Source organism: Pseudomonas sp. C2.3V (genome assembly GCF_058536325.1).
Map to the genome: position 1 here is coordinate 189,110 of NZ_JBZUBN010000002.1, position 23,018 is coordinate 212,127.

20 protein-coding genes are annotated in these 23,018 nt (G+C 50.9%); 8 read left to right on the forward strand and 12 right to left on the reverse strand.

All coding sequences use genetic code 11. The features are described from left to right. Positions 1 to 234 precede the first annotated feature (234 nt). From AC4LF3_RS20700 to AC4LF3_RS20710, 3 genes are all read right to left on the reverse strand, one after another. Positions 235 to 1,554 carry a nucleotide disphospho-sugar-binding domain-containing protein gene (locus AC4LF3_RS20700; protein ID WP_491836571.1) on the reverse strand — a complete coding sequence of 440 codons (1,320 nt, stop codon included), beginning with the start codon at positions 1,552 to 1,554 and terminating at the stop codon, positions 235 to 237. A gap of 952 nt (positions 1,555 to 2,506) precedes the next feature. Further along, entirely contained in the window at positions 2,507 to 2,707 is a 201-nt protein-coding gene (locus AC4LF3_RS20705; protein ID WP_491836573.1) for a hypothetical protein, read from the reverse strand. A 373-nt stretch (positions 2,708 to 3,080) separates the two neighbouring features. Further along, the gene (locus AC4LF3_RS20710; RefSeq protein ID WP_404628627.1) at positions 3,081 to 3,485 is read right to left on the reverse strand and encodes a RidA family protein; all 405 of its coding nucleotides are present in this window, start codon (positions 3,483 to 3,485) and stop codon (positions 3,081 to 3,083) included. A 140-nt stretch (positions 3,486 to 3,625) separates the two neighbouring features. Between AC4LF3_RS20710 and AC4LF3_RS20715 the strand changes: the two genes are divergently transcribed. Both AC4LF3_RS20715 and AC4LF3_RS20720 read left to right on the forward strand, forming a co-directional pair. Further along, the gene (locus AC4LF3_RS20715; RefSeq protein WP_491836574.1) at positions 3,626 to 4,522 is read left to right on the forward strand and encodes a LysR substrate-binding domain-containing protein; all 897 of its coding nucleotides are present in this window, start codon (positions 3,626 to 3,628) and stop codon (positions 4,520 to 4,522) included. A gap of 610 nt (positions 4,523 to 5,132) precedes the next feature. Beyond that, positions 5,133 to 5,489 (forward strand): DUF1090 domain-containing protein, encoded by a 357-nt coding sequence (locus AC4LF3_RS20720; protein ID WP_404628625.1) that lies wholly within the window; start codon positions 5,133 to 5,135, stop codon positions 5,487 to 5,489. Between the two features lie 635 nt (positions 5,490 to 6,124). On the opposite strand, the gene AC4LF3_RS20725 is transcribed toward AC4LF3_RS20720, so the two are convergent. Next, positions 6,125 to 7,129, reverse strand: coding sequence for an NAD(P)-dependent oxidoreductase (locus AC4LF3_RS20725; protein WP_491836576.1), 1,005 nt, complete (start codon positions 7,127 to 7,129; stop codon positions 6,125 to 6,127). A gap of 111 nt (positions 7,130 to 7,240) precedes the next feature. Between AC4LF3_RS20725 and AC4LF3_RS20730 the strand changes: the two genes are divergently transcribed. Continuing rightward, positions 7,241 to 7,855 carry a TetR/AcrR family transcriptional regulator gene (locus tag AC4LF3_RS20730; protein ID WP_404628623.1) on the forward strand — a complete coding sequence of 205 codons (615 nt, stop codon included), beginning with the start codon at positions 7,241 to 7,243 and terminating at the stop codon, positions 7,853 to 7,855. 243 nt (positions 7,856 to 8,098) lie between these two features. Continuing rightward, complete coding sequence (locus AC4LF3_RS20735; RefSeq protein ID WP_404628622.1) at positions 8,099 to 9,556, forward strand: J domain-containing protein; 1,458 nt, start codon at positions 8,099 to 8,101, stop codon at positions 9,554 to 9,556. 218 nt (positions 9,557 to 9,774) lie between these two features. Here the strand turns inward: AC4LF3_RS20735 and AC4LF3_RS20740 are convergent, their stop codons facing one another. The 3 genes from AC4LF3_RS20740 to vapB form a co-directional block, all read right to left on the reverse strand. Beyond that, positions 9,775 to 10,809, reverse strand: coding sequence for a GlxA family transcriptional regulator (locus tag AC4LF3_RS20740; protein ID WP_074825760.1), 1,035 nt, complete (start codon positions 10,807 to 10,809; stop codon positions 9,775 to 9,777). 158 nt (positions 10,810 to 10,967) lie between these two features. Beyond that, on the reverse strand, positions 10,968 to 11,378 hold the full coding sequence (gene vapC / locus AC4LF3_RS20745; protein WP_074825762.1) for a type II toxin-antitoxin system tRNA(fMet)-specific endonuclease VapC: 411 nt from the start codon (positions 11,376 to 11,378) through the stop codon (positions 10,968 to 10,970). Further along, complete coding sequence (gene vapB, locus AC4LF3_RS20750) at positions 11,378 to 11,608, reverse strand: type II toxin-antitoxin system VapB family antitoxin (protein WP_074825764.1); 231 nt, start codon at positions 11,606 to 11,608, stop codon at positions 11,378 to 11,380. Before vapB ends, vapC begins: the two co-directional genes overlap by 1 nt. A 554-nt stretch (positions 11,609 to 12,162) precedes the next feature. Here vapB and AC4LF3_RS20755 point away from each other — a divergent pair. Next, positions 12,163 to 13,206, forward strand: coding sequence for an IS110 family RNA-guided transposase (locus AC4LF3_RS20755; RefSeq protein WP_491836578.1), 1,044 nt, complete (start codon positions 12,163 to 12,165; stop codon positions 13,204 to 13,206). Positions 13,207 to 13,741: 535 nt separating this feature from the next. Here AC4LF3_RS20755 and AC4LF3_RS20760 read toward each other — a convergent pair. Both AC4LF3_RS20760 and AC4LF3_RS20765 read right to left on the reverse strand, forming a co-directional pair. After that, complete coding sequence (locus AC4LF3_RS20760) at positions 13,742 to 14,011, reverse strand: hypothetical protein (RefSeq protein WP_491836580.1); 270 nt, start codon at positions 14,009 to 14,011, stop codon at positions 13,742 to 13,744. A 459-nt stretch (positions 14,012 to 14,470) separates the two neighbouring features. Continuing rightward, positions 14,471 to 14,611, reverse strand: coding sequence for a hypothetical protein (locus AC4LF3_RS20765; protein ID WP_010799109.1), 141 nt, complete (start codon positions 14,609 to 14,611; stop codon positions 14,471 to 14,473). Positions 14,612 to 15,400: 789 nt separating this feature from the next. On the opposite strand from AC4LF3_RS20765, the gene AC4LF3_RS20770 reads away from it, so the two are divergent. Further along, complete coding sequence (locus AC4LF3_RS20770) at positions 15,401 to 16,387, forward strand: SDR family oxidoreductase (protein ID WP_491836583.1); 987 nt, start codon at positions 15,401 to 15,403, stop codon at positions 16,385 to 16,387. 358 nt (positions 16,388 to 16,745) lie between these two features. Next, positions 16,746 to 17,195 carry a PA2169 family four-helix-bundle protein gene (locus tag AC4LF3_RS20775; protein ID WP_491836585.1) on the forward strand — a complete coding sequence of 150 codons (450 nt, stop codon included), beginning with the start codon at positions 16,746 to 16,748 and terminating at the stop codon, positions 17,193 to 17,195. Positions 17,196 to 17,352: 157 nt separating this feature from the next. Here AC4LF3_RS20775 and AC4LF3_RS20780 read toward each other — a convergent pair whose 3' ends face one another. From AC4LF3_RS20780 to AC4LF3_RS20790, 3 genes are all read right to left on the reverse strand, one after another. Next, positions 17,353 to 17,616 (reverse strand): PapB/FocB family fimbrial expression transcriptional regulator, encoded by a 264-nt coding sequence (locus AC4LF3_RS20780; RefSeq protein ID WP_010799106.1) that lies wholly within the window; start codon positions 17,614 to 17,616, stop codon positions 17,353 to 17,355. Between the two features lie 383 nt (positions 17,617 to 17,999). Beyond that, a complete protein-coding gene (locus tag AC4LF3_RS20785) occupies positions 18,000 to 19,709 on the reverse strand; it encodes a cation:proton antiporter domain-containing protein (protein WP_150346085.1) in 1,710 nt (569 codons plus the stop codon). Positions 19,710 to 20,118: 409 nt separating this feature from the next. Beyond that, complete coding sequence (locus tag AC4LF3_RS20790) at positions 20,119 to 21,342, reverse strand: MFS transporter (protein ID WP_407363858.1); 1,224 nt, start codon at positions 21,340 to 21,342, stop codon at positions 20,119 to 20,121. Positions 21,343 to 22,745: 1,403 nt separating this feature from the next. On the opposite strand from AC4LF3_RS20790, the gene AC4LF3_RS20795 reads away from it, so the two are divergent. Next, positions 22,746 to 22,982 (forward strand): hypothetical protein, encoded by a 237-nt coding sequence (locus AC4LF3_RS20795; RefSeq protein WP_010799101.1) that lies wholly within the window; start codon positions 22,746 to 22,748, stop codon positions 22,980 to 22,982. The last annotated feature ends 36 nt before the right edge of the window (positions 22,983 to 23,018 follow it).

Below are 23,018 nucleotides of genomic sequence, written 5' to 3' on the forward strand. Positions count from 1 at the left end.
GACGTTTTTAGGATGAGCCTGATGGTGCCTCGCTAATAACTCGACAGCCTTTACTTCGCCATGGTCTCTACCTGATATCTCTGTACAGTAAACGGTTTTTTGATAATGTCTGCGTTACAGATTAGCTGATTGAGCCTCGTACAACTGCAGACATAAGGTTGGTAACGTTCCCTGTTAGTGCTCTGACCACCTTATCTCTTTCGATAAGCTTTTAGGTTTAAAGATCTCGATCAGTCATGGGCTTGAAAGTGATAACTCAGACTGGAAAAAAGAATCAACCGCCTGTTTAAGTGCCAAGGCCGGATCGAGTTCGCTATACTGTTGACTCAATGTCATCGCGGCCCTTTTGAATCGCGCCTCCCTCAAAACCGTTGCGACGGCCTCTGATAAATCCTGCGTGGCGGGACGATCTGTTTTGAGGTTGATACCTGCACCTGCCCACGCTACCCGCGCTGCAACTTCTGCTTTGTCTTCCGAGGTGCCTGCAATCACAAGCGGAACGCCATGTCGCAATGCCTGTTGTACGCCACCGTACCCGCCGTTGGTAACCATGACATCGACGTACGGAAGCATCTGCTCATAAGGCAAATAGTCAGCCATGTAGGCATTTTGGGTAACAAATGGCTTGGTGTGCTCCCCTGGTTTACCGGCTGTAGCAATTACCAGCGCGTTACTAGCTGCAAGAGCATCAAGCGTTGGATATACCAGGTTCCCCAGGTTACGAGCTACGGTGCCTTGAGTGACAAAAATAACAGGCCGACCCTCTGCTTTCGCTGCATCGACTTCACCCCACCAAGCTGGCAAAGAATAGGCTTGTACTTGGCTTGGCGCAGTACCTATCAATTTTACAGAGGGAGGAAGACAGGCTCCGGCATATTCCAGTCCTGGAACAGTCATCTGCAGAAATATGTCCGGAAGTAGCGTGGTGGCATCCATAAAGGAATAAGGCATAGGCCTTGTACCGAATGTGCCCAGGGCGGCATCAAGGGCTGCTTTTGAGCCCCCCATCTCCCTGCCAAAATCACGACTTAACTGTATATACCGTTGTCTTTCGTGTTCCGTAGCAGCAGGAGGAAGTCCTTTACCAAAGGGTGCCAGATGGTCTGCACTGAGCATTAGGGGCGTTATCCCGAGTGAGATCAAGCCGGCAGGTCGTGTGCCAGAGAATCGCAGCTGGAATGGCCATCCTCCCGCAAACATATGATTGGTTATGAGCACAGCGGGCTCATCACTTTCGTCTAGTACACTTTGAACTGTCTTGGTCTGGTCGACCAATGGCTGGATAAATAGGACGCGAAAATCGAAGTCAAGCAGCTGAGGACCAGGCCGCAGCTTTTTACGGTCAGGAAAGGTTTGGTTGACATCCCGCGCATCATAATCTGCTGTACCTTGTAACGTAACATGCCGGATACCTTCCTGCTCAACACGTTCTTTGGACGCAGACCCCGTGATGAAAGTGATGTCATAACCCTGCTCTTTCAGGCACGGCAATAATGACAAAACGGGAAGTACATGACCTACCTGGGGTGTGGTTGCAACGATAATGCGAGGCATCAAATAACCTTAATCAACGGTGTATGAGTCAAGGTTTACCGATCATCCATGACATTCTTACTAAGAATAGGTAAAGATATTCTGTATCTGGAAAGGATAGGTATGACGGAATGCTCACCAACACGTGGCGCCACGGAAATTCATGTTATGGGCTACGGTTAAATCTGTATTCAACGCTGTTACTGAATTGCTTGGTAATGATGCTTAGAAAACGCAACGCGTACAGTGATTACTCGACAAGACCACCCTCTTCTTCAATTAGCCTTAAACCCAGCCGTTGAGTCACAGAGCCGACCAGGTGGTCGCGCTGCCTGACATCAATTAATCCAAATAGCTGGCCTTGTTGCCATTACCTGTATGACTTAGCACGGCGATGCTACTGTGTTCGTAACTTTCCAATTGTTGAACAACGGCCTCATTCCCAAGTCCCGTCTGAGTCAACGTTGCGCTATGCGAATAGTCATAGGGGAGACTTTTTCGATCCGAGCGATAGTCAGGTCTCCGCACTGATCAATGTCAATCGAGCCGCCACCGCCCTACTGCGCTACTCTGATTAGTCGACAACAATCTTTGTTGCCATTTTGTGTTACATCAACGCGACCACTCAGCCAACTGCCTTACTGAATAGCAAGCTGAATCCCGTCATCCTGTTGAAGGTATTTAAGACTCACTTGATACTCGCCACGCTGGTCGATCCTGACCACATTACCGTTACCAGCGGTAGTACCTATCAACTCCCCCGCCGCTATAGGCTATTTGCGATATAAATAGCTCATTGGTTGAGCCTTCCTGTTTTGAGGTCTAAATGAGGCGTAGTTGTAATTACCCGTTTGGTCAATACCTGCCGAGCCTGACAAGCTGAGCAGGACATACTTCTATCGCCCTTTTGGTTGATCGCTCCATATGCTTCGTTACCTCCCTGTACCTCAATGGAGTTATGGTTTCTTGCTGCCTACCCAAAAATTATTTGAATAACGCGATTTTCCAAAGGCAATTTTGGTCTGGTAGCCGCTTGACTAATAACGCGTTGTTTCAAGCTGTCTATCATCGCAGTGCTACCGTCCTGTATTAAATCAGCCGTGTTGCTGTCTGCAAGACAAGAAATGCTGAATGAGAGCAGAGCAACCATGAAACAAGGTTTGATAGTAGACATAAAGAGCTCCTGACTTTGCTATAACGCAGTAGATAGCGTGTGAGCAAACAGGTCAGGGCCAAAAGACATTAGCCGGGCACTCTCTGCATAACAGGGTGTGAGCCTGTAACGACAAGATAGTAAAGCGTGTTTTGCTTACAATAACCATAAAGCGAGCCTTATGGTTGGCCGATTCTCAAGCAACGTAAATCAGGGCTATCACTCAACTGATCTTAAATTAAGCCTACCGCTATGTTGCAGGCCGTTAAAGCACAGCCTTCCCCATTTGTTTAATGATAAAACAGCTTTTTGACAAGCTCGGCAATATGTAGGCTGGGCTGCAGTAGAAAGTCAGCTCAATTGCCGAGCTTGCAGTAATTTTTCGCTACACAGTTCAGCTAGCAATAGCCTCTGGAAGTTTGGCGATGACCTTTATCTCAAATTGAAAGCCGTAGAGCCATGTAACGCCAATGCCGGTTAACGTCGGATAAGGTGCTTCTCCCCAGTATTCGGGCAGTACTTTCCAGATCATATCGAAGTGTGTTTCGGGATCAACGATGAAAACCGTTACGTCAATGACATCTTTGAACGAGCAGCCTGCTGCAGCCAGAATCGCGTTCAGATTTTCAAAAGCAAGCCGTACCTGGGCGTCTAGGTCCGGCTCGGGTGAGCCATCCTCACGACTACCAACCTGTCCTGAAACAAACAAGAAACCGTTGGAGCGAATCGCGGGTGAATATCGATTACGCTCATATAATGCCTGACGCCCAGCTGGAAAAACGACGTTGCGTGTGCTCATGGTTACTCTCCTGTGGCCGGATCGACCCGTTATGCCGATGTAGAGAGACTTTAGGGAACGCTTACCTGTTGAATAAACTAGCAAGCGCAGTCATCACTATTTGTAAAATCCAAATAATCTCCGAGACAGCAGGAACAGCGATGGATCGTTTTGATGCAATGCAGGCGTTTGCTCGCGTCGTGGAGGCAGGCAGCTTTACTAAAGCAGCCGAAACACTTCATATGAGCAAGACAAGTGTTACCCAACTGGTGCAGCAGCTGGAAGCCCGGTTACGCGTCAAGCTGCTCAACCGGACCACACGCCGTGTCAATGTGACGGTCGATGGGGCCGCTTATTATGAGCGTGTGGTAAAACTGCTGGCAGATATGGATGATGCCGAAACGAGCTTATCCAGCGCCTCCTTGGCTCCCAGGGGCAGGCTACGGGTGGATGTTCCCAGCCCTTTTGCCCGTCTGGTTTTGATTCCTTCACTTCCAGCGTTTTACGAAAAGTACCCCGATATCCAACTTGATTGCGTTGTGCGTGGTGGCCAGATTACTGATCAGTCGTTGGTCGCTCGTCATATAGGCGATTTACGACTTAGGGTGTACGCAGCGCCGAGCTATCTGAGACGCGCAGGGATGCCGCTACACCCTAGGGAATTGGAAGGCACTGACCATCGTATCGTAGGCTTTCACTGGGCACGCACCGGCAAGGTCTTTCCCTATGCCATGCATTCCGGTAACGAGAGCGTCAATGTCATGGGTCGTTATGCGCTTGCCGTTGATGATGGTAACGCCTACCTGGCCGCTGGGCTGGCAGGGCTAGGCCTTCTCTGGCTACCCGATTATATATCTAGAGACTATCTGACTCGAGGCGAGCTGGTTCCGGTGTTTGAGAACTGGCGCCTCGATCCGATGCCAATGTACCTGGCGTTCCCCCCAAATCGGCATGTTAGCGCCAAGCTACGTGTGTTTATCGAATGGATCGTCGAACTGATGACACCCAACGAAGCAGCATCGGACAAGGGAACAGGCGCTACGAACCCTGCCAGTTGACATAGGATCCACCCACCTGAACCGTGTTTACCAGCAGTACCTTCTCTTTTCCCTCAAGGTCCAGCGGTTTCCCTACTCACGGCTCTGCTGCCGACCGGCATACACCTACATGACACAAAGCCCCGCACGGAAAACTGTTCCAGGCCAGGTAATTTAGCATCTTGATTATTGTGGGCAGGCGCTGCGTGTTGAGTCGCTCGCTTAAGGTTCTCACACTAGCCTGCTTGATGTCGGCGAGGCACCGCCTAGCCATGACATATGGATGGGCTATCATCAGGACATGAGGAAAACGGACAGGCTATGCGCACTTGCGGATATTGCCGTAGAAACGATCACCTCTGACTGACCAGGCTGCGCCTCTTATCCGCTAGTAGCAGACTGCAAAGGCATCGACCGCCTAGACGGTTATACCGAGTCTTCTATCATCAAAAACGATACTCCATCCTTTGCTGGCAAGTTCAAAAGCCATTTAGCTGTACCGCTACGGCACGCTTTTACCCAACTCTTTGGATGTCATGATGACCACAAACTATGTAAAACAGTAATGTGCCCGTGATGCCATTTTCCTTTGCTAACCTTACTGCGAAGATTCACCGGAAGGAGGACACGGATGAGATATGCAATGGTTCTTTTATCTTTACTACTGACTTCTGGTCTGGCGCAGGCACAAGACTGCTCTCAAAAAGAAGTTGAGATCCAACGTCAACTTGAGAATGCCAGAGAACACCGTAACTCCGGTCGTATTCGTGGATTGGAAGCCGCACTCAAATCAGTACAGGAGAACTGTACCAACTCAGATCTGCGCGCCAAGCGGCAGCATGCCATCAATGATGCTCGTAACGAGGTTGTCGAGCGTAAAGCGGACCTTCAGGAAGCGATAGATAGCGGTTCGGCCGAGAAAATCAAGATACGCCAACATAAACTGGCGGAGGCCCAAGAAGAATTACGTGATGCATTAAGAGAGTGATGCTTTAAATGCTAAATGGCGGCGGGTGCCAACACTATAAAATGAACATCAGGGCTAATGTGCACAGCGATCATGTCTTGCGCTACGGCCTCGTCTAACCTGACACCAGGGTCAAATCGATCCGCGGCAATATCAACGAACCCATTATCGGAACCTTGATGATGGGATACTGGGGCAAAAGACTGGCAGCCCGTTGAAACATGTTTTCAAAGCTTCATCATTCAGCATCTCGAACCTGTTCCGTTGAGTCTAAAAGTTTGCCGCAGCAGGGCTAAAGTTCAAAGCTATTAGCCTATTGCTGTTAATCACGTTAAGCGAGAGCTTCCAGCAAGCCTCGGCAAGTCTACTGATGCAGTAATGGTGCATGGCAATCACCGAACTGACACGAATGAGCTTTTTCTATCGAGGGTACCTCCAAGTTAAAATTGCCAGTGTATGGCCGAGTTAAATGCCTAAACAGAAAATGGCGACTCGGCCATAAACGATGAAATCATCTGCTTGCCCCGATGCAAGTGCTCATGAAGCCACTCTTTATAAAACATCACGAATCGTTTCACTCAAGGCATCTACGTATTAGAAACAAGCCCGTATCGAAGCCGTCGGGACAACCTTTGGGCGTTGACCTGGTATCCTCATTACACCTGAAGTTTACGTAGCTCACCCCCCTCCTCCCTTAAGCGATTCAAGTACGCGGTGGTACTCAGTAACTGGTAAGGGAAGTAAAGGCCCGGTGAGGTGGGCGGTTGACCGTCCAGCCCGAGCAGCCTTTCAAGGACCATTGCTACGCTAAGGCCTGTTAGCGGTGCCGCGCCTTCTGGATGGATGACGGCATGACGTGTGTGCAGTGGTTCGCCATTTAGGTCCTCGCCCTCAAGCTCAATGATGATCTCCGTCGACATAGGTTTACCCTGACGTCGGGTTGAGCTAACCCCGATGCCCATATTGAACTGGATATTGGCTGCGCCTGTTGCGGCCCCTAGGCCAACGACGTCAATGGATGAAAACCCGGACGCTTCGATTTCAGTACCATCAACTGCACGAAAGCTGACCTTGGCATCCTCTCCTTCCCGCCAAACATATACACCGTCACGCCGGGTCAGCGCGGCTGGCAGCATCCTGTTCAGACGCTCAAAGTCGCTTGCAACAGTCGGGCCTCCGGTATCCTGTTCATCGATCAGCGCATTGATGCGTATGTCGTGCACGCGGCTAAACGCACTGGCAATGCTCAGTGTGGATACCGTTGTAGCGCCCACCATCCATTCGTAACCGAGGACAATGGGTGCAGCATTAGGCATGTGCATGTAGGTTGCGATTTCCGGTGCGATCTCGAAAATGCCAGATGAAATACTGAGATGAGGCACACCGTGCTTTTGGGCGTAGCGTAGCCCGGCAATAGCATGGTCCATGTAGAAGACTACGACGCCGCTGACGGTGCGATCCCCAAGGCCCAGATCGTCGGCGCCAGCGTCAATGACCACGCCTTGCGCTCCGCCAATCTGTTCTGCGGCCTGTTGGGCCTTGGCAGCATCGCGGCCGCCAATCAGCAGTGGTACATCAGGATAGGCTGCGCGCAGCGCCCGGGCAGTTTGATGACCAACTGCGCCAGAACCGCCCATTAACAGGATAGGATTAAGTGACATTACATGATCTCCTAATTCTAAGCTTTAACCTACTACTGGTAGGTAAACTATCACGACTATCACTTATCTGAACCTACCATTGGTAGGTTTTTTTGGTTCGGGAATGATCAAGTGCAAAAAGAAACAGTGCCCTCCGCTATACGTTCCTCTACACGCCGGCTTCCAAAAGCCGAGCGGCGTAGACAACTGCTGGATACCGCATTGCTGATCGTGCGGGAGGAAGGAGCAGACCGGTTGACCTTGGGGTATCTCTCCGTCCGCGCAGGCGTCTCCAAACCGGTGGTCTATGATCATTTCGATACCCGCTCGAGCCTGTTGATCGAGCTCTACAGAGGCATTGATATCGAGCGGGTTAACGCTTTCCGTGACGCAATGTCCTTAACCCCGCGGAGCCTTGAAGAAACTGCCCAACTCCTGGCAAGCGCCTACATTCAGTGCGCAGGAGACACAACCGACGAATTCTATGCAATAGGCGCAGCTCTGGCAGGCAGCGAAGAGAAAGCAGCAGTCTTTCAGGAGCTGTTGGATAACTGCGTGCAAATGTTCATAGCCGTGCTCAAACCCCACGCAGCTTTTTCGTCTGGCGAATTGGAGCGATGCTGTACGGGCCTTGTTGGCGCGGGAGAAGCACTCTCAGGCGCATTAGTACGAGGGCGCTATAGCAAGGATGAGGTGATTAACGCATTCGCCTCCTTGATCCGGAACGCTTTGCCGGGCACTAATTGAGGCTGAAACATGAATGCGGCAGAACCGTGTTCTTATGCTTTCACAAAATATAGGCCAGCCGGTTGGATTTTCCAGCCAACCCTTTAACTCCTGCTCCAACATTTATGGATAGTAATAGAGAATATGTCCACGGCTGGGCGATATTCGCAGGGGTAAAGTCACCTCAAAAACTATCGTCGCGTATATTGGAACAAAGCCTGCTCCTGAGCCACTCAGTCGGGTATCCGCTCTAGGAGGCGCCCGATGATCCATATATCCAATGCATCGTTAACATCACTGCAGGTCGAGCTGGGCAAAGCTGACAAGCCTTCGGTGCATCTGGATCTTCATGTCGCAGAAAACATCGCTATGGGCGCCAAGATGCATTTCCCTGGCTCATGGTTGGATCAGCAGCGAGCATCGCTTGGACCACTCCAACAAAAAATGTTTGATGTTGCCCTGAAAGTGTTAAGTGGGGACGAAAAGCCCAGAGCTGTTCAAGCCAATGGTATGGGCCGAGAAATTCTTTTGGATCGCCCTGCCTATGGGGCTACCACCATTAGTATTGGGTTCGAAAAGCCGATGTCTGAGGTATTAGGCTTTCTCGGTATGAGTGATGGTAAGGGCAAAGCATTACTCTCTTTAGGTACAAAGCTGGCAAATACACTGTCACCCAGCACCAAACAAGCTGGTAACGGCAGCCTGATGGCAAAGGCGCGCAGTGCCTTACCAGGTAATATTGGTTTAGGTAGCGTAATCCGAAATATCACGGGAGGGTTCGTCTCCGCAATCAATAACCCAGCAGCTCAATTATCTGGTAATGGGGAAGCTCCGCCGCCGCTTCCTCCGCGTCCTGGCCGCCAGAACGGTAATCCTAATAGTACCTATGGACCGCCCCCTCTTCCTCAAAGGCCACGGGCAAACAGTTTTCCACGTACAGCCCGTGAGGCACAGGCTGGCTTTAGTACAGAATTCAAGCCATCTACCGGACGAACACCGAAAGAGACTCCACCGCCGCTTCCACCTCGTCCAGGTCAGGGTCCCAAGATCAACCCGGAACAAGCATCTGGGGAAGCGCCTTTCTTCGGGCATGCATCGGCCAGCAGCTTTTCGCATGCAGATTATGAAAACTACGAAATGGACCCCAATGAGGCGCAAGCGGCTGAGAATAAGGCAAGCCAGGAGGCACCCAAGCCCCATCTGAAGTCACATTTGAGCCAAGTGGCGTTACATGCGAAGCTCAACGGTCAGCGCCCAGCGGATGAAGGCGCAAATGCCAAGTCACCCAGGCCTGAAAAGAACTCAACTCGCGCTGAGCCCAATGGCCCTGAATTCAATGGCGAGCGGCCATCTGCTGGTAAACCGCGTGCGAGTAGTGCTCCGCCGCCTCGCCAAACGAGGGAACCCGGGATCGACAATGATAAACCATCCACGCACTCGCAAGAGGATGAAACAACTACCAACGGCGCAGCCAACGTGGCCGAGGACATCAAAGCCAAGCCCGCGGTCAAATCGCTTTATGCACGCTTAGGATTGTTTACCGCGTCGCCAACAGAAAGAGAAATTCGCAAAGCTTATCGAAGGCTTGCTTTAGAAAAGCATCCTGACCATAACAAAAGTCCCGAGGCAACGGCTGAGTTTCGAGAGCTCCAAGAAGCCTATGAAATTTTGCAAGATCCTGAAAAGCGGCGCGCATATGATCTGGACCCTGATCAATCATAGAAGCCTTCCCACGCAAGCTTTGGATCCTGGGACAGGATCATACCGGGCCATAAGTCACTCTATATGGCTGAGCGGATTTGAAGAGCGTTTATTCGGTCGGATCGTTCTCGACTTATGTCGCTGGGATAGGTTTTGGTTCTCATTCATAGGCCATGCATGTTCTTCGAAAGATCGTGAACAGGCTCTTAGAGTTTCCTATCCCATTGAGCTGCTAAAAATTACATGACTCGCTGCTTACCCTTAACGCAGCCATAACGCGTTTCCCTGGATGGTCCATATCCATAGAACGACTTGTAGCATTTACTGAAGTGGCTCGGAGAAACAAACCCGCAGGCTATGGCGACATCAAGCAGAGAAAGGTCAGAATGCTGAATCAGCCTACGGCTTTCCGTAATCCGCAGCTCTAGGTAATAGCGAACCGGAGAGGTTCCCAGTTGCAGTTGGAAGAGTCGCTCGATCTGCCGTTTGGAGCGGCCTACACACTGGGATATTTGCTCCTGGCTCAGTGGCTCCTCAATGTTTGCGCTCATGAGATTGATAGCCTCGCGCAGAGGCTCGCTCATCTTCTCATGCATGGTGGGACGCACCCGACGGTAACGCGACTCCTCAAAGGCCAGTATATCTACGATGGCATCCGACAGCTGATGTCCATGACGCCTACCAATCCAGCCAAGCACCATATTAAGCGCACCTGCAGGACTTGCCGCGGTTAGCCGATCACGATCAACAATAAAGCTCTCGCTGGTCACCTGGCTGTCTTTCGCCAGTTCAGCGACGGTCACTCGGTGCTCGGGATGGACAGCACACTTGTATCCATCAAGTAGACCTGCCTGAGCGAGGAACCACGCGCCATTCCACAGCCCTGCTACAGCGTCCCCCTTCTCTGCAGCAACCTTGAGCGCGCGGCTGAGCGCAGGGATCGGGTACAGGACGGTACGCAGCCCTCCACACACGACGAGCAGATCCAGACTATTGCATTGCCCTGAAGAAAGCGCCGCGTCAGGACAGATCGCAAGCCCAAGGTCACTCATGACCGGCTCGCCATCAAAACTAAGGGTTACGGTGGAAAAGGTATCTGCCAGGATCAGGTTTCCCGTCACAAGTGTATCGAGCGCCTGGGTAAAGGCAGGAAGGGAAAAGTGCTCAAGGAGTACAAAGCCGACGCGAGAGGTTGAGGAGGATTGGCTTGTACTACCCATATAACGAAGGTTTCGTCCCTGCATGGCTTCGCTGAACGCTCTTTTCTTCACCATGGTTGCCTCGTTTTACGTTGTTGTTATGACATCCAGGCAAGTAAAAGGCCTGAGCATGACGATGTCTGGACAAACTACAGATTTGTTTCGGCAGTATGAACGATCCTGAAATTTAAGCGCTCCAAGCGCACAACTAAAGTACTCACTTTGACCCTCGTTTATTCGGGTGAGGCAACCCAGTCCTCAATTCTCAAGCCAGGTACGCGGTCGAACTCTCGACGGTTATTGGTAACGACAATCAGCCCCTGGGAGCGTGCATGCCCGGCAATCATTTGGTCATAGGGACCAATCTGCTTACCCAGGCGGGCAAGCTCAGCACGAAGTTGTCCAGTGTGGGCAGCAGCCTCCTGATCATACTTGAGCACCTCCAGGCGAGCCGCAAAGCCTTCTACGTCCGCCAGATTGCGCTCAGGGTTAGAAGACTTCTCCGCTCCATAGATCAACTCCATCAGCGTTACAGTGCTGATGCACATTTGACCGTGGTGCCGTTTGAAGGCTTCTCGAACCTCCTGGGGCCTGTTCTTGATAGTAAATATGCAAATATTGGTGTCGAGCATGAACTTGAGCATCAGAACGTTTCGCGCTCCTGATCTGCCGGCTGCTCACGCTCCGCCATGAAGTCTGCAGTAACCCTCTCACAATCGAACCAGCTATCCCAGGACTCCCCTGCGGGAGTGATGAGTCGAGCCCGACCAAGGGCAACAATATCGACGCGCTTTACGTCATCTGGTAGGGCAACAGCCTTAGGTAGCCTTACGGCCTGACTGCGATTGCTCTGAAAAACTGCGCCTTGTTCCACAGCACACCTCGCGGGATATATTTAATGTATATCCCATAATAGAACCAGAACGGGATATGTCAATGGGATATACGTAAGAACTTGTACAACATAACTTTTCAGACAAACCCTACCAAGTGAGTGGATCACAAGGTGTGGCTCATTCTCGATGGTAGGCTGGTTAGCCGTTCTTTCGACCAGAGCACTATTTCACTCTGACTCAACGAGTAAGAATGAAATTCATAGGAAAAGGCAGTGACGTGGAGATGCTTTGCGTAAGACAGTCTTTTCAAGAGTGGATATTTTTGAATATGAACATTAGACAACAAATATTCATATGAATCTTAGTTCATTATCCTATTAGTTAGGCAAAGAAATCTTCCAAATGATCATTTCCTGGCTAGCCTAGGATTCAAATATAACTACCAAAATAATATTCCTGGATCTGTAAGAAATACTATTATCGTAACAATCACATTATAGAATCGAAGAGAACTTTTGAAGGCTGTAATGGACTCTCCCTGCACCACATTTCTTCTATAACACAGTGGTGACTGTTCGCTGGGAGAGGTGCGATGAAACGCATAGCGGTTGATTTGGCCAAGTCCGTTTACCAGGTTGCCGAGAGTGTTCAGGTCGGTCGGGTGGATCGGCGCAAGCGGCTCGACTCCAGGGCATTTGCGCAATATTTACAGGAGCAGCTCGAGCCTGTCGAGTGGGTGATGGAAGCCTGTGGCACCGCTCACCATTGGGGCCGGTTGATGCAGGAGAAAGGACATCGTGTCGTGCTCTTACACCCTCGTTACGTGCGCCCGTATCGGCGACGTAACAAGACAGACCGCAACGACTGTGACGCCATTCTGGAAGCAGCGCGCTGCCAGGAAATCCGCCCGGTTCCGGTCAAGAGTATGCAGCAACAGCAGGTGCAGCAACTCCACAAGCTGCGCGAGGGCTGGAAGAAATCCCGTGTTCAACGCATCAATCTGTTGCGCGGCATCCTGCGTGAGGCAGGGGTTGACGCACCGAACGGCATCAAGCCTTTTCTGCGCCAGGCGTGCGAGCTGATCGAGCGGGCCGAAGTACGTGCCTTGCGCGGAGCGCTGCAAGTAGTGCTGGCTGAAATCAATCTCTATGAACAGTCGATGCGCGAGTGCGAGGAGCAACTGGCACGCTGGCATGCCGATGACGAAATAGTCCATAAGCTCGACGAGGTCAGTGGCATTGGCCTGCTGACAGCCAGTGCGTTGAAGACCGCCGTTGGCAAGCCTGAACGTTTCGCCAGCGGCCGACACCTCAGCGCCTGGCTGGGCATGACGCCGAACGAATACAGCAGTGGGGAACGTCGCAGGCTTGGACGGATCAGTTGCAAAGGCAACGTCTACGTTCGTACTTTGCTGATCCATGGTGCGCGAGCCGCGCTATTGGCAGCTAAACGCTGCAAGGCGCGAACACCTGAGCGGCTGACTCAACTGCAGCGTTGGGTCTTGGACACTGCTGAACGCATCGGCCATAACAAGGCCGCCGTGGCATTAGCCAACAAGCTGGTAAGGATCTGCTGGGCGGTGTGGTGCCATGAGCGACGGTTCAGCGGTAACTGGCAAAGCACAAAGCCTGCCTGACGGCGAGGCTAACAATGACGTGAGTTTCTAGTGGTTGTGGTGAGAAGCGAGACTGTCGGAACAGGCGAGTCCTGCAGCAGAGCAAGGTCGATAACAATGATGATCTTTGTGATCGCTTGAACGCTTGGCCCCTGCTGCGCGAACTACAGAATGGCCAGGGCAGTACCCAGTAAAGGCCGGATATACGAATGCAACCGCGCTGACGACAGGATCGAAAAAGCTATCCTCACTGCTTGTGGGGAGAGTCCATATACATTGTTAGGCTAAACTACCGCCGTGTGCGATAGGCAAAGACAAATAGAGAAATTCCGATTGCAGACCAGATAACTCCAACGACATAAGCACCTGTTTGAGGACCGAAAACTAGAGAAAATATCAGTCCTAAGCCACAGACACTTCTACAGCTTGAGTCAGAATCTGCTGGTAGCGCCTGCATACCAAAAATGAACTTGGCGCCTAAGAGCAGGAACAGTCCGCCAAATAGGCAAATGAACAAATATGGGCTCATTTTCATCTTTTTGCCTAACGTTTGAGCTCAGCGGCCCGATTTAGCGGGTCCGCTGCAGTGACTAGTTAGGTGGTACGCATCACTGTCGTTAGGAAACAACGGTTCATACGCAACACCCGCCTTATGTAGGGCGGACATTAATCTAAAGGCGATATCGCTCCAGCATTCCTTTACTTCCGGCGACGCATTGTTGGGAATTTTTCGCCATTCATTAGCGATAAAGGCGATCTGCTGTGGGGAAAGCCAGAGAGCAATTCTGCCTTTTGCAATTTCGTCATTGGGATCTATCGGGTCCATGCTACGTACACCTAACTATTACTAGACGTCATGTGAGGGATAACACGCTAGGCGCGTTTGACGGATAACCATCCTTGTCATCTTCATTATTTCTGTCTAGGGAGAACGTTCGCGAGGTGCGCAGACTGTATAAGGGGATTATCCATCATGCAAGAGGAGCCCTCCTCCTGTAGTAAATTACCTCACTCAACCGGAACGAAACGTGTCTATAGCGACAAGCAGATAGGCGTTCGTTTAAAGCAGAAGCACCTGAACATACTGCACGGCTGGTTCGTGATGAATAGATTTACTCAAACGAACTGCTTAGCCATACCTACTCAACGCAATGCCCTAACCTTAACGCACGTTTGTGTCGAAGCGTGGTGCAGGTTATCTGAATAACCTGCACCAGCATTTCTTGCGATACGAAACGGACAGTCTTTACCGCATCGCGGCCAGGCTTTTAAACCATGTTGCCTTTTACTTACCCAACACAACGCTACGCGCCGCGAGCCTCGCTTTCCTGAAGTCAAAGTGGATTCCCAAGGCTTTTGCCTTGGCCCGCGACTCTTCCATTAGAGCATTCAACTGTTCACGGCGCTGCTGGAGGGTAGTTGTCATTATTCTCACCTCTATTGATGTTATCCATTCCCTTGGCGACTTTTGCTATCCCTACGTTCAATAGATAGGTAATTAGTGACTGGCCGCTAAATGGTAGGACAGAGCCAAATTAAAAAGTTGCCTTGCTGAAAAAATAAGTTACGTAGCCTTTGATCGGAACCTGTACGAGTAAGCAGCTAAGGCTTACCTGCGACTGACTTTAAAGTCGTCAAATAGGGTCATGACTCTGCTATCAGATTTTCTATTTGGCTTATGGCCAGCGCTTAACGCCACTTTTAAGTCCCTTCCGTGACTGATTGTCCCCCACTTGCATTATCCGTTTGCCGGTTCACAAATGCTGATACGAAGAATTGAGCAAATCAGGGGTTTTCTAAAAAGGTAACTAACTGGCTAAAGCTATTCCTAGCTTTTGTATTTATCAGGCTTAATGAGGCTATGGTGTAAAACCTACACAAGCAGTTCCTGCCGCTCTATCTCAGGCCTTTCATAAAGGCTTCATGCGAAGAGTCTAAAGTGTGGATGTGCTGACTTGCGGTCAGGCGCAGGCAGTTCATGTGCTTAAAGCAACATGGTAACTCCTGGCCACTTGTCCTGTAATAAACCCATGTGGAGAACATCAGTGGACAAGGCTTACGAAGGAAAGAATGTACTGATCACCGGCGCTACGGGCTTTATTGGTTCGATGTTGCTCAAGACCCTGTCGGAAAAACTCGAAGGTGTCGGCCGGATTTACTGCCTTTATCATACAACGCCTCCTTCCCAAGCTTATGCTCATGACAAACGAGTCGTATGGATAAGGGCGATATCAGGAAGGAAAATTGGGACATTGCCACCTCTTGGCTGCAGGAAATCAGGAAGGATGTGGACATTGTTTTCCACCTGGCTGCGTATACCCGTTGGGATACCGACATACAGGATCAGGTACACGCCAACACGCTGTCTGCTCTACAGGGTGCAACGCTTGTCGCTACCTTTGAAAAACGTGCACTATTTTTGGTTACATCCAGCTATTGGGCGCTATGTAATCGCTCAGCGACGGAGCATATCGAGGAACGAATCTATCAGGACTCAACAGCGGAATCTGAACTGGAAGAGATCGTCACGAAAGGAGGCAGCGCAAGGCTTTGTGAATGGCCTAATGCTTACGCCTATTCAAAGAATCTGATGGAACGCCTATTACACCAGCGCTACCCTCACCTCCCTATTATGGTCGCGCGCATTACCTCAGTCACAGGCGCCTGGGCCTATCCAAGTCAAGGTTATTGCAATTTTTCCATCTCCCTGCCCGCTTTCATCCGATCCATTGCGCTTGGAGGCGTTAAACATTTCCCGGTATCCATGAAAACGGCGATCAACGACATGATCCCCGTGGATATTTGCGTCAATATGCTACTGGCAAATGCCGTAGACCCTTCAAATAGCATGTTTCAGGTTGTCCATTGTTCATCCGCTACACGCAATATCCCTACGTTGGGTCAGGTGGCTGAAATGGCTGGCCATATCAGCTATTTCGAGAATCAGTACGAGTTTGACGAGGCGTTGGCTCACCTGAATGAAAAACAGGCAAAGCTTAATAGAGTCATCGTTGAAGCGTATGGATTCGCGATGGAGAACCGCTTCATTTTCAACGATGCCCAGGTACGTCGGCCATTGCAGTGGATGTCACAGGACGCTCTCGCCAAGTTTCCTATTGATGTCGAAGAGCTGGAATGGACTGCCATAATTGCAGCGATGAAAAAGGAATTGTCCCTACTGGCAACTGCCAGGGCCGCGTAATCAGGGCTGACGGAACTAAGGCGAGAGGACTTGAGTAATAACCTCTCGCCTATTTTATTTTCATATTGATCGAAATCGGGCCTGCAACGGATAGAGAATTGCTACGCCGTTAAACTCATCCATTCAATAACGTAGCGCGCTTCATGTCTCACCTAGACCCCATTGAAAACGCGCCCTACTCCGTAGCTGATCCGCTCCTGGTACAGCTCAAACAACCAAGCGCTTAGAGCTTCCCTTTGCATCAAAACCGCTGTTCATCCATCACGAACTGAACGAAGCCACACCGGAACGGGTCAGCTAAATAGCCTCGTCGTATAGACCAGGCTACACCTATTTGAACTGCCTGGAGGTAATCTTTATGGATAACAAAGCGGTAATTTCTGAGTTGAACGACTTGATTGAAACCTGTCTGGATGGCTACAAAGGGTTTCAGGAATGCGCCGATGACCTGAAGGATCCGAAACTCAAGTCAACCATGGCAGCCCGCGCCCAGGATTGCAGCACAGCCGCAACCGAGCTTCAGCAACTCGTAACCAAGCTAGGCGGTGATCCGGAGCAAAAGGCCAGCGTATCGGGCGCCCTCCACCGCAAGTGGGTCGATATCAAATCGTCAATTACAGGTAAGAGTGACGAAGCGATTCTTAATGAATGCGAGCGCGGCGAAGATGTCGCTCTCAAGAGCTACAAGCAGGCGCTTGAAAAGGATTTGCCTGCGGATGTTCGCGCTGTCGTAGAGCGGCAGCTGCAAGGGGTGCAACGAAACCATGACCAGGTCAAGGCACTCAGAAACGCTGCACGAGCAAGCTAAGCCCTTAGGCGCCGCAAAGAGATGCCTTGCAAAAGGCTCTCTTTCGGCTCAGCTTTCAGCGGTGATGAGTACCTTTCCTACGACGCGTATATCAAGCAAAAATTGCTAGCATTAATCTACGTTCCGCCAGCTCAACAGTAACCTGGGAGGCTGGGTATCAATCACTGGCGTAGTTATAAAACTTGCTCAAGCGTCTCGCTCGTTCACTCTCGCTTTCTAGGGCATAAAGCCTGCGGTAGAACTGGCTGCGGTTTACCCCATTACTCTCACAGGCCTCGGTTACGGGTACACCTTTTATCAGAAAGTCTTCCAAGGCGCGAATAACCCGTTCCCCCCGGATGGAAGTACCCTCCAGTAACAGGTCAAAGTGCTCACGCTCAAGTGCTCCAGGTTTCAAGAAGGACAATGTACGGGCGCGCATGGCTCTCTCAGCAGTCTAATGACAGGTATGTGTAACAGGTAGGCGAGTAATCGTTGAGATAGAGGCAGGTCGCCTCTAGATACCACTATACCTGAGTTACCTTAATAGGTTATCAATAGTATAGCTCGTTTTTAGCAGATGGAACCTCCAATTTCTGTTCACTTGGTGTATCGAATGTTCAAGCCACAATGCGGGTTAGAGGCCCGGTAAACCGCTTATAGCCTTGCAGACTGAAATCTATACCTTAATATCCGAGTTGGAATTTATCTGAGCGCTCATCACCAATAGTGAAGCAAGGCGTAATTAGCTACGCCTTGCTTCACTAGCCCATAATGGCTATGTACATAATCCTCAAACTTGATTCGTCTGGGATACGCTCTCCGTTACCGATGAGCTATCAACTCCACAAAACGAGTTGAAACATGACTTGCCATGCCCTTCGCCAGTTCCTCTTCCCCGAAGAACACCGTACCGACTCCATCCCGCCGCAGGAGCTGTGATTCATCCTCACTGTGAGTGCGAACGACAACCTCTACTTCCGGATTTAACGTTTTGGCGGTTTCTACCATTTGGCGCGCGTTGAGTGGATCAGGAGTTGCGATGACCAGCATGGCAGCCTTGGCAATATGGGCCTGGATAAGCACAGCAGGGTCCGCAGCATCGCCGGAGACAGCCGCTTTGCCTTCCTTACGCAACTGATCCACCATTTCCCTGTTCTGCTCAGCAATGACGTAAGGAATCCCCTGTTCGTCCAATACCTTTGCTATCCGCCGCCCAACTCGTCCATAACCAACCAGAACAATTTGGCGCTCCAGGTATTTACGGTCCGTATCCATGGGAAGTTCAGCATAAGGGTCCTGCCTGCTTTCAAGCTCGCGTGCAAACGACGAGCGCGCCAGCACCCACCGGCGTACCGGCTCGATAAGGGTAAACAATAGCGGATTGATCGCAATCGAGACGAGCGCACCGGCCAATACCAAGCTCATCCCCTCCTGCGGTAGCAGTCCCAGCGTCAAACCGAGACCGCCTAATATGAAAGAGAACTCTCCTATCTGGGCAAGGCTCGCAGCTACCGTCATGCCGGTAGTGAGCGGATAGCGTAGCGACAATGTGATAACCAGCGCTGCCAGCGATTTTCCCAGCACAATGATAGCCACAACGGCCAGCACGTGGACCGGCTCCTGGACCAGGATCATTGGGTCGAACAGCATCCCTACGGACACAAAGAACAATACCGAGAAGGCGTCACGCAATGGCAAGGACTCTTCGGCAGCCCGATGGCTGAATTTGGACTCCCTCATTACCATACCGGCAAAGAAAGCACCCAACGCAAAAGACACATTAAAGAGCTTGGATGCACCGAAGGCAATACCGATGGCAATCGCGACGACCGCTAGCGTGAAGAGTTCGCGAGAGCCTGTTCGCGCCACTTGCCAGAGCAGCCATGGCAGCGCTCGGCGTCCGGCAATGAGCATTAGTGCGACGAAGGCGACGATCTGCAGAAGGGTTTTCCCAAGCGTTACCCAGAGTGGCCCATCCTGCGCGGGCAATGCTTCGCTGGTACTACCGAGCATGCCTGCCAGTGGAGGTAGCAGCACCAGCACCAGTACGGTTGCCAGATCTTCAACGACCAGCCAGCCGACGGCAATACGGCCGTTCATGCTGTCTAGCACTCCGCGCGCCTCCAATGCTTTAAGCAGCACGACAGTACTGGCACACGACAGGCAAAGACCAAAGATAAGGCCGTTACCCCAGCTCCAGCCCCACCAGTGAGCCAGTACAGCGCCCAGTACCGTGGCGAGACTCATTTGTACGATAGCGCCAGGAATGGCGATGCGCTTGACCGAAAGCAGGTCACCAATGGAAAAGTGCAGCCCTACGCCAAACATCAGCAGCATCACACCAATCTCGGAAAGCTCCGAGGCGATGTGCATGTCAGCAACAAAACCGGGTGTGGACGGGCCAATGAAAATGCCTGCCAACAAATAACCAATCAGTGCGGGTATTCGCATCTTTTCGGCCAAAAAGCCCAGTATCAACGCGACAACAAGTCCCGCAGCAATCGTCGTAATAAGGGGAATGTTGTGCTCCATAGAACTCCTTCTAACGTGTCCAGTATTCAACCGCTAGATATGAGCATAACTGGCCGGACTGTCATTCACCCTTACTGATTGGCTAAAAAAATGTCCTTTCATTACAGGATGTTAATGGCATCCTTTCGGTATGGGTAATAGTTTGATGGACAATGCAAGGCTCCGTGCCCGCATACGGGTTCAGGCTTGAGCGGCCTTTACTTCCTTATAAAGATGAAGATTGGAACAAACTACGCTGCGATGGGTATTTTGAGCGCTGTCATGTTTGCTTTTGGTGGTTATCTTGACTACAGGAATTTCCAAAAGGAAAAGCAATAAAAAGTTAGCCAAGACCTCTAGTTAGGGGCGAACAAACTCAGCGACTCCAAGAGGCAAGCGAATTGCCCTTTGGAGTACGTTAGATGTCGGCTCAATGCGTGCGTTTAGATTGGGTGGAGGGTAGAAAGATCGTAAGAATGCCCAAGAGCGGCATGAATGAGCACAGCGTGTAGACGTACTCGATACCACGCAGGTCCGCCAGATGGCCCAGCGCTGCGGCTGCAATACCACTAAAGCCGAACATAAGCCCAAAGAATACACCGGCGATCATGCCTACGTTGCCGGGCACCAGCTCCTGGGCATAGACCACAATGGCAGAAAAGGCCGACGCCAGGATAAATCCAATAATCACGCTCAACACGCTGGTCCAGAAGAGATCAACGTACGGCATGGCCAACGTAAACGGCGCGGCCCCCAAAATGGAAAACCAGATTACCGCCTTGCGCCCGATCCTGTCGCCAATGGGACCACCAAAGAATGTACCTGCTGCCACCGCGCCCAGAAACAGGAACAGATGCAGCTGGGAGCTGGCCACCGACAAGTCAAACTTCTCGATTAGATAAAACGTGAAATAGCTGGTGATGCTGGCCATATAGATATACTTGGAGAAAACCAGCAAGGCCAGGACGACCAAGGCTCCCGTGATCTGGCGGCGAGACAGCCCATGCGTAGCTTCACGCCCCTTCTTTTTCCCCGCCGTATTTAAGTGGCCCCGATACCAGAGGCTAAGCCGATATTGCACGCCGATGGCAAAGAGTCCGAACAGGCCGAACCACACGATATGGGATTGACCAAAAGGGATGATGATCGCTGCAGCGAGCAATGGCCCTACGGCGGTTCCTGCGTTGCCTCCTACCTGGAAAGTAGACTGAGCCAGACCAAAGCGGCCACCGGAAGCCAGACGGGCAACTCGCGAGGTTTCAGGGTGAAAGGTGGATGAGCCAACCCCAATCAGCGCCGAGGCTACCAGTATGGTCGAAAAGGTATCGACAAAACCCAGCATCAGGATGCCTATCAATGTACAGACAGCGCCAGCCGGAAGCAGAAACGGTTTTGGATATCGATCCGTATAGAAACCAATCCATGGTTGCAGCAAAGAGGCTGTGACTTGAAAGGTCAGCGTAATCAGCCCTACCTGGGTAAAGGTCAGACCGTAATTTTCCCTCAGCATGGGATAGATGGACGGAAGAACCGACTGGATAAGGTCATTGATCAGATGCGCGAGCGCGCAAGAGAAAACAATGCTCATCACAAGGGGATTGGCGGCAGAGGCTGAACGGATGGAAGTGTCAGCCTGGGCAGTAGGCACGGACATGAACGGTACTCGTTATACTCATTGTTTGGTACCGTACTGTGCCATTTCGTAAGCATGGTATCTAGATACAATTCGAAACAGTGTGCAGGCCCGGTTGCGGTTTGCTTATAAGCAAGGCAAATACGGCACCTTAGAAGCCACATGCTATCCAGTATGAAAGACGACCGGCAGGAAGGCCTCACTGGCACCAGCGAGGCGGATCAATTCAGTGCTCAAGACGTTACCAGGACCAGAGCCCCGACGCCGCTCCTTCACAGGCACATCAGTTGGGATCGATTGAGGCTACCATCCTGCCGTTTATGAAGGATCACTTTACAAGACGCTGAGCCTCTTTTAGCAGGTCTCACATCAGTGATTTATCGTAAAAAGGGCAAGTAAGGCAAAACTACCCAAGGCCGACATCCCAGCCTGTATCTTCTTCAATATTCTCTGCAACAACCTGCTTTGTATGCGCATGCCACACCTCCTGCAAAGAACGATTACCCATTTCTGAAAGTACTTCTAATAGACAGCCGTAAAACGCTGTATCACTACAGGACCGGCTAAACGGTATAGCTGTTTGTCAGACTGCAACCCTTTTCTGAACCAAGAAATACTGAGCCGATATCAAAGTAGAAGCGTTGCAATAGCACGGGCTATTAGAGGCGAGCTGAAAAATAGCCCGGACGGATATCTGTTCTGAGAGGAATAAGACAGTACAACGTCCATCCAGGCTAAAGGCCTAGCTTCAACTTACTAGCAGGACCGCTAGCACGGTAAAGATACTCAATTAGGGGGATGAGAAGTTCGTCAGAAACGGTAAAGGTAAGTAAATAATGGATACAAGGGATTAGGTCAGGATGTAGTTCCAACATTTTTGTAAGACACGCCGCCTTTAATCAACGGCTGAACGGGAAATGACCTCTTGTGTAAACCTCAAATCGGCCCTCGTACCAGAACGCCCTGTTCGGCCTTGCGCAGCTCGGATACAAGATTGGTATCCAGCAGGCGCATCAGGAGCGACCCGCCATCCGTAAGTGAATTATTACTCGCGGAGCCTCAAACTATTACTTTGCTGTATCGGGAACCTAATTTCTCAGATGCCATTATTGAACGACCTACCTTAAAGACAGAACGTTGTGTCCTCTTTAGGATGAGGGATAATCAACAAAGCGTTTGCTCTAGGGTGCCCTAGCGAGGAAAGACGCCGCTGCGATGCTGTAATGGAATATGGCCGCGTTGCTTCTTCCACTCCAAAGCATGTGTTTAAAGCATCATGTGTCCGCACTGTGCCTGCCGGGCACTAGTTCTATCAGACCGTGGGTCGTAAAGGTAAAACGTACGGCTAGACAGCCTACGTTAATGCAAATGCTGACTATACTCATAGGAGCCACATTCCGCATTAGTAAAACAGGTAGACACCAATGCGCAGAAACAGGGAAGAAATGATTGCCATGCTTGAATCCCGAGTTCATCACGAAGCTCTCTGGTTCAGCCGCATCCCTTTGCTCATTGGCATCGTAGCGGCGGTCGTTGTTTGCTTGGGCTACGCTTCATCTCATTGGACGTTCATGGCAGTTGGGCTTTTTGTCCTGATTATCGGCTTTAGCACCCAGGCGGTGCTCTGGTTTGGCCTGAGAGATTTGAATCGTCGTCGCTAGCACTGTCTGCAAAAGATTTAACGAAAGCCCTAGGCA

What these genes read in the sequence shown, in the direction of transcription:
- AC4LF3_RS20700 (WP_491836571.1), bottom strand. Translation starts at nt 1,554, where the DNA reads ATGCCTCGCATTATCGTTGCAACCACACCCCAGGTAGGTCATGTACTT.
- AC4LF3_RS20705 (WP_491836573.1), bottom strand. Translation starts at nt 2,707, where the DNA reads ATGTCTACTATCAAACCTTGTTTCATGGTTGCTCTGCTCTCATTCAGC.
- AC4LF3_RS20710 (WP_404628627.1), bottom strand. Translation starts at nt 3,485, where the DNA reads ATGAGCACACGCAACGTCGTTTTTCCAGCTGGGCGTCAGGCATTATAT.
- AC4LF3_RS20715 (WP_491836574.1), top strand. Translation starts at nt 3,626, where the DNA reads ATGGATCGTTTTGATGCAATGCAGGCGTTTGCTCGCGTCGTGGAGGCA.
- AC4LF3_RS20720 (WP_404628625.1), top strand. Translation starts at nt 5,133, where the DNA reads ATGAGATATGCAATGGTTCTTTTATCTTTACTACTGACTTCTGGTCTG.
- AC4LF3_RS20725 (WP_491836576.1), bottom strand. Translation starts at nt 7,129, where the DNA reads ATGTCACTTAATCCTATCCTGTTAATGGGCGGTTCTGGCGCAGTTGGT.
- AC4LF3_RS20735 (WP_404628622.1), top strand. Translation starts at nt 8,099, where the DNA reads ATGATCCATATATCCAATGCATCGTTAACATCACTGCAGGTCGAGCTG.
- AC4LF3_RS20740 (WP_074825760.1), bottom strand. Translation starts at nt 10,809, where the DNA reads ATGGTGAAGAAAAGAGCGTTCAGCGAAGCCATGCAGGGACGAAACCTT.
- vapC (WP_074825762.1), bottom strand. Translation starts at nt 11,378, where the DNA reads ATGCTCAAGTTCATGCTCGACACCAATATTTGCATATTTACTATCAAG.
- AC4LF3_RS20755 (WP_491836578.1), top strand. Translation starts at nt 12,163, where the DNA reads ATGAAACGCATAGCGGTTGATTTGGCCAAGTCCGTTTACCAGGTTGCC.
- AC4LF3_RS20760 (WP_491836580.1), bottom strand. Translation starts at nt 14,011, where the DNA reads ATGGACCCGATAGATCCCAATGACGAAATTGCAAAAGGCAGAATTGCT.
- AC4LF3_RS20765 (WP_010799109.1), bottom strand. Translation starts at nt 14,611, where the DNA reads ATGACAACTACCCTCCAGCAGCGCCGTGAACAGTTGAATGCTCTAATG.
- AC4LF3_RS20770 (WP_491836583.1), top strand. Translation starts at nt 15,401, where the DNA reads ATGGATAAGGGCGATATCAGGAAGGAAAATTGGGACATTGCCACCTCT.
- AC4LF3_RS20775 (WP_491836585.1), top strand. Translation starts at nt 16,746, where the DNA reads ATGGATAACAAAGCGGTAATTTCTGAGTTGAACGACTTGATTGAAACC.
- AC4LF3_RS20780 (WP_010799106.1), bottom strand. Translation starts at nt 17,616, where the DNA reads ATGCGCGCCCGTACATTGTCCTTCTTGAAACCTGGAGCACTTGAGCGT.
- AC4LF3_RS20785 (WP_150346085.1), bottom strand. Translation starts at nt 19,709, where the DNA reads ATGGAGCACAACATTCCCCTTATTACGACGATTGCTGCGGGACTTGTT.
- AC4LF3_RS20790 (WP_407363858.1), bottom strand. Translation starts at nt 21,342, where the DNA reads ATGTCCGTGCCTACTGCCCAGGCTGACACTTCCATCCGTTCAGCCTCT.
- AC4LF3_RS20795 (WP_010799101.1), top strand. Translation starts at nt 22,746, where the DNA reads ATGCGCAGAAACAGGGAAGAAATGATTGCCATGCTTGAATCCCGAGTT.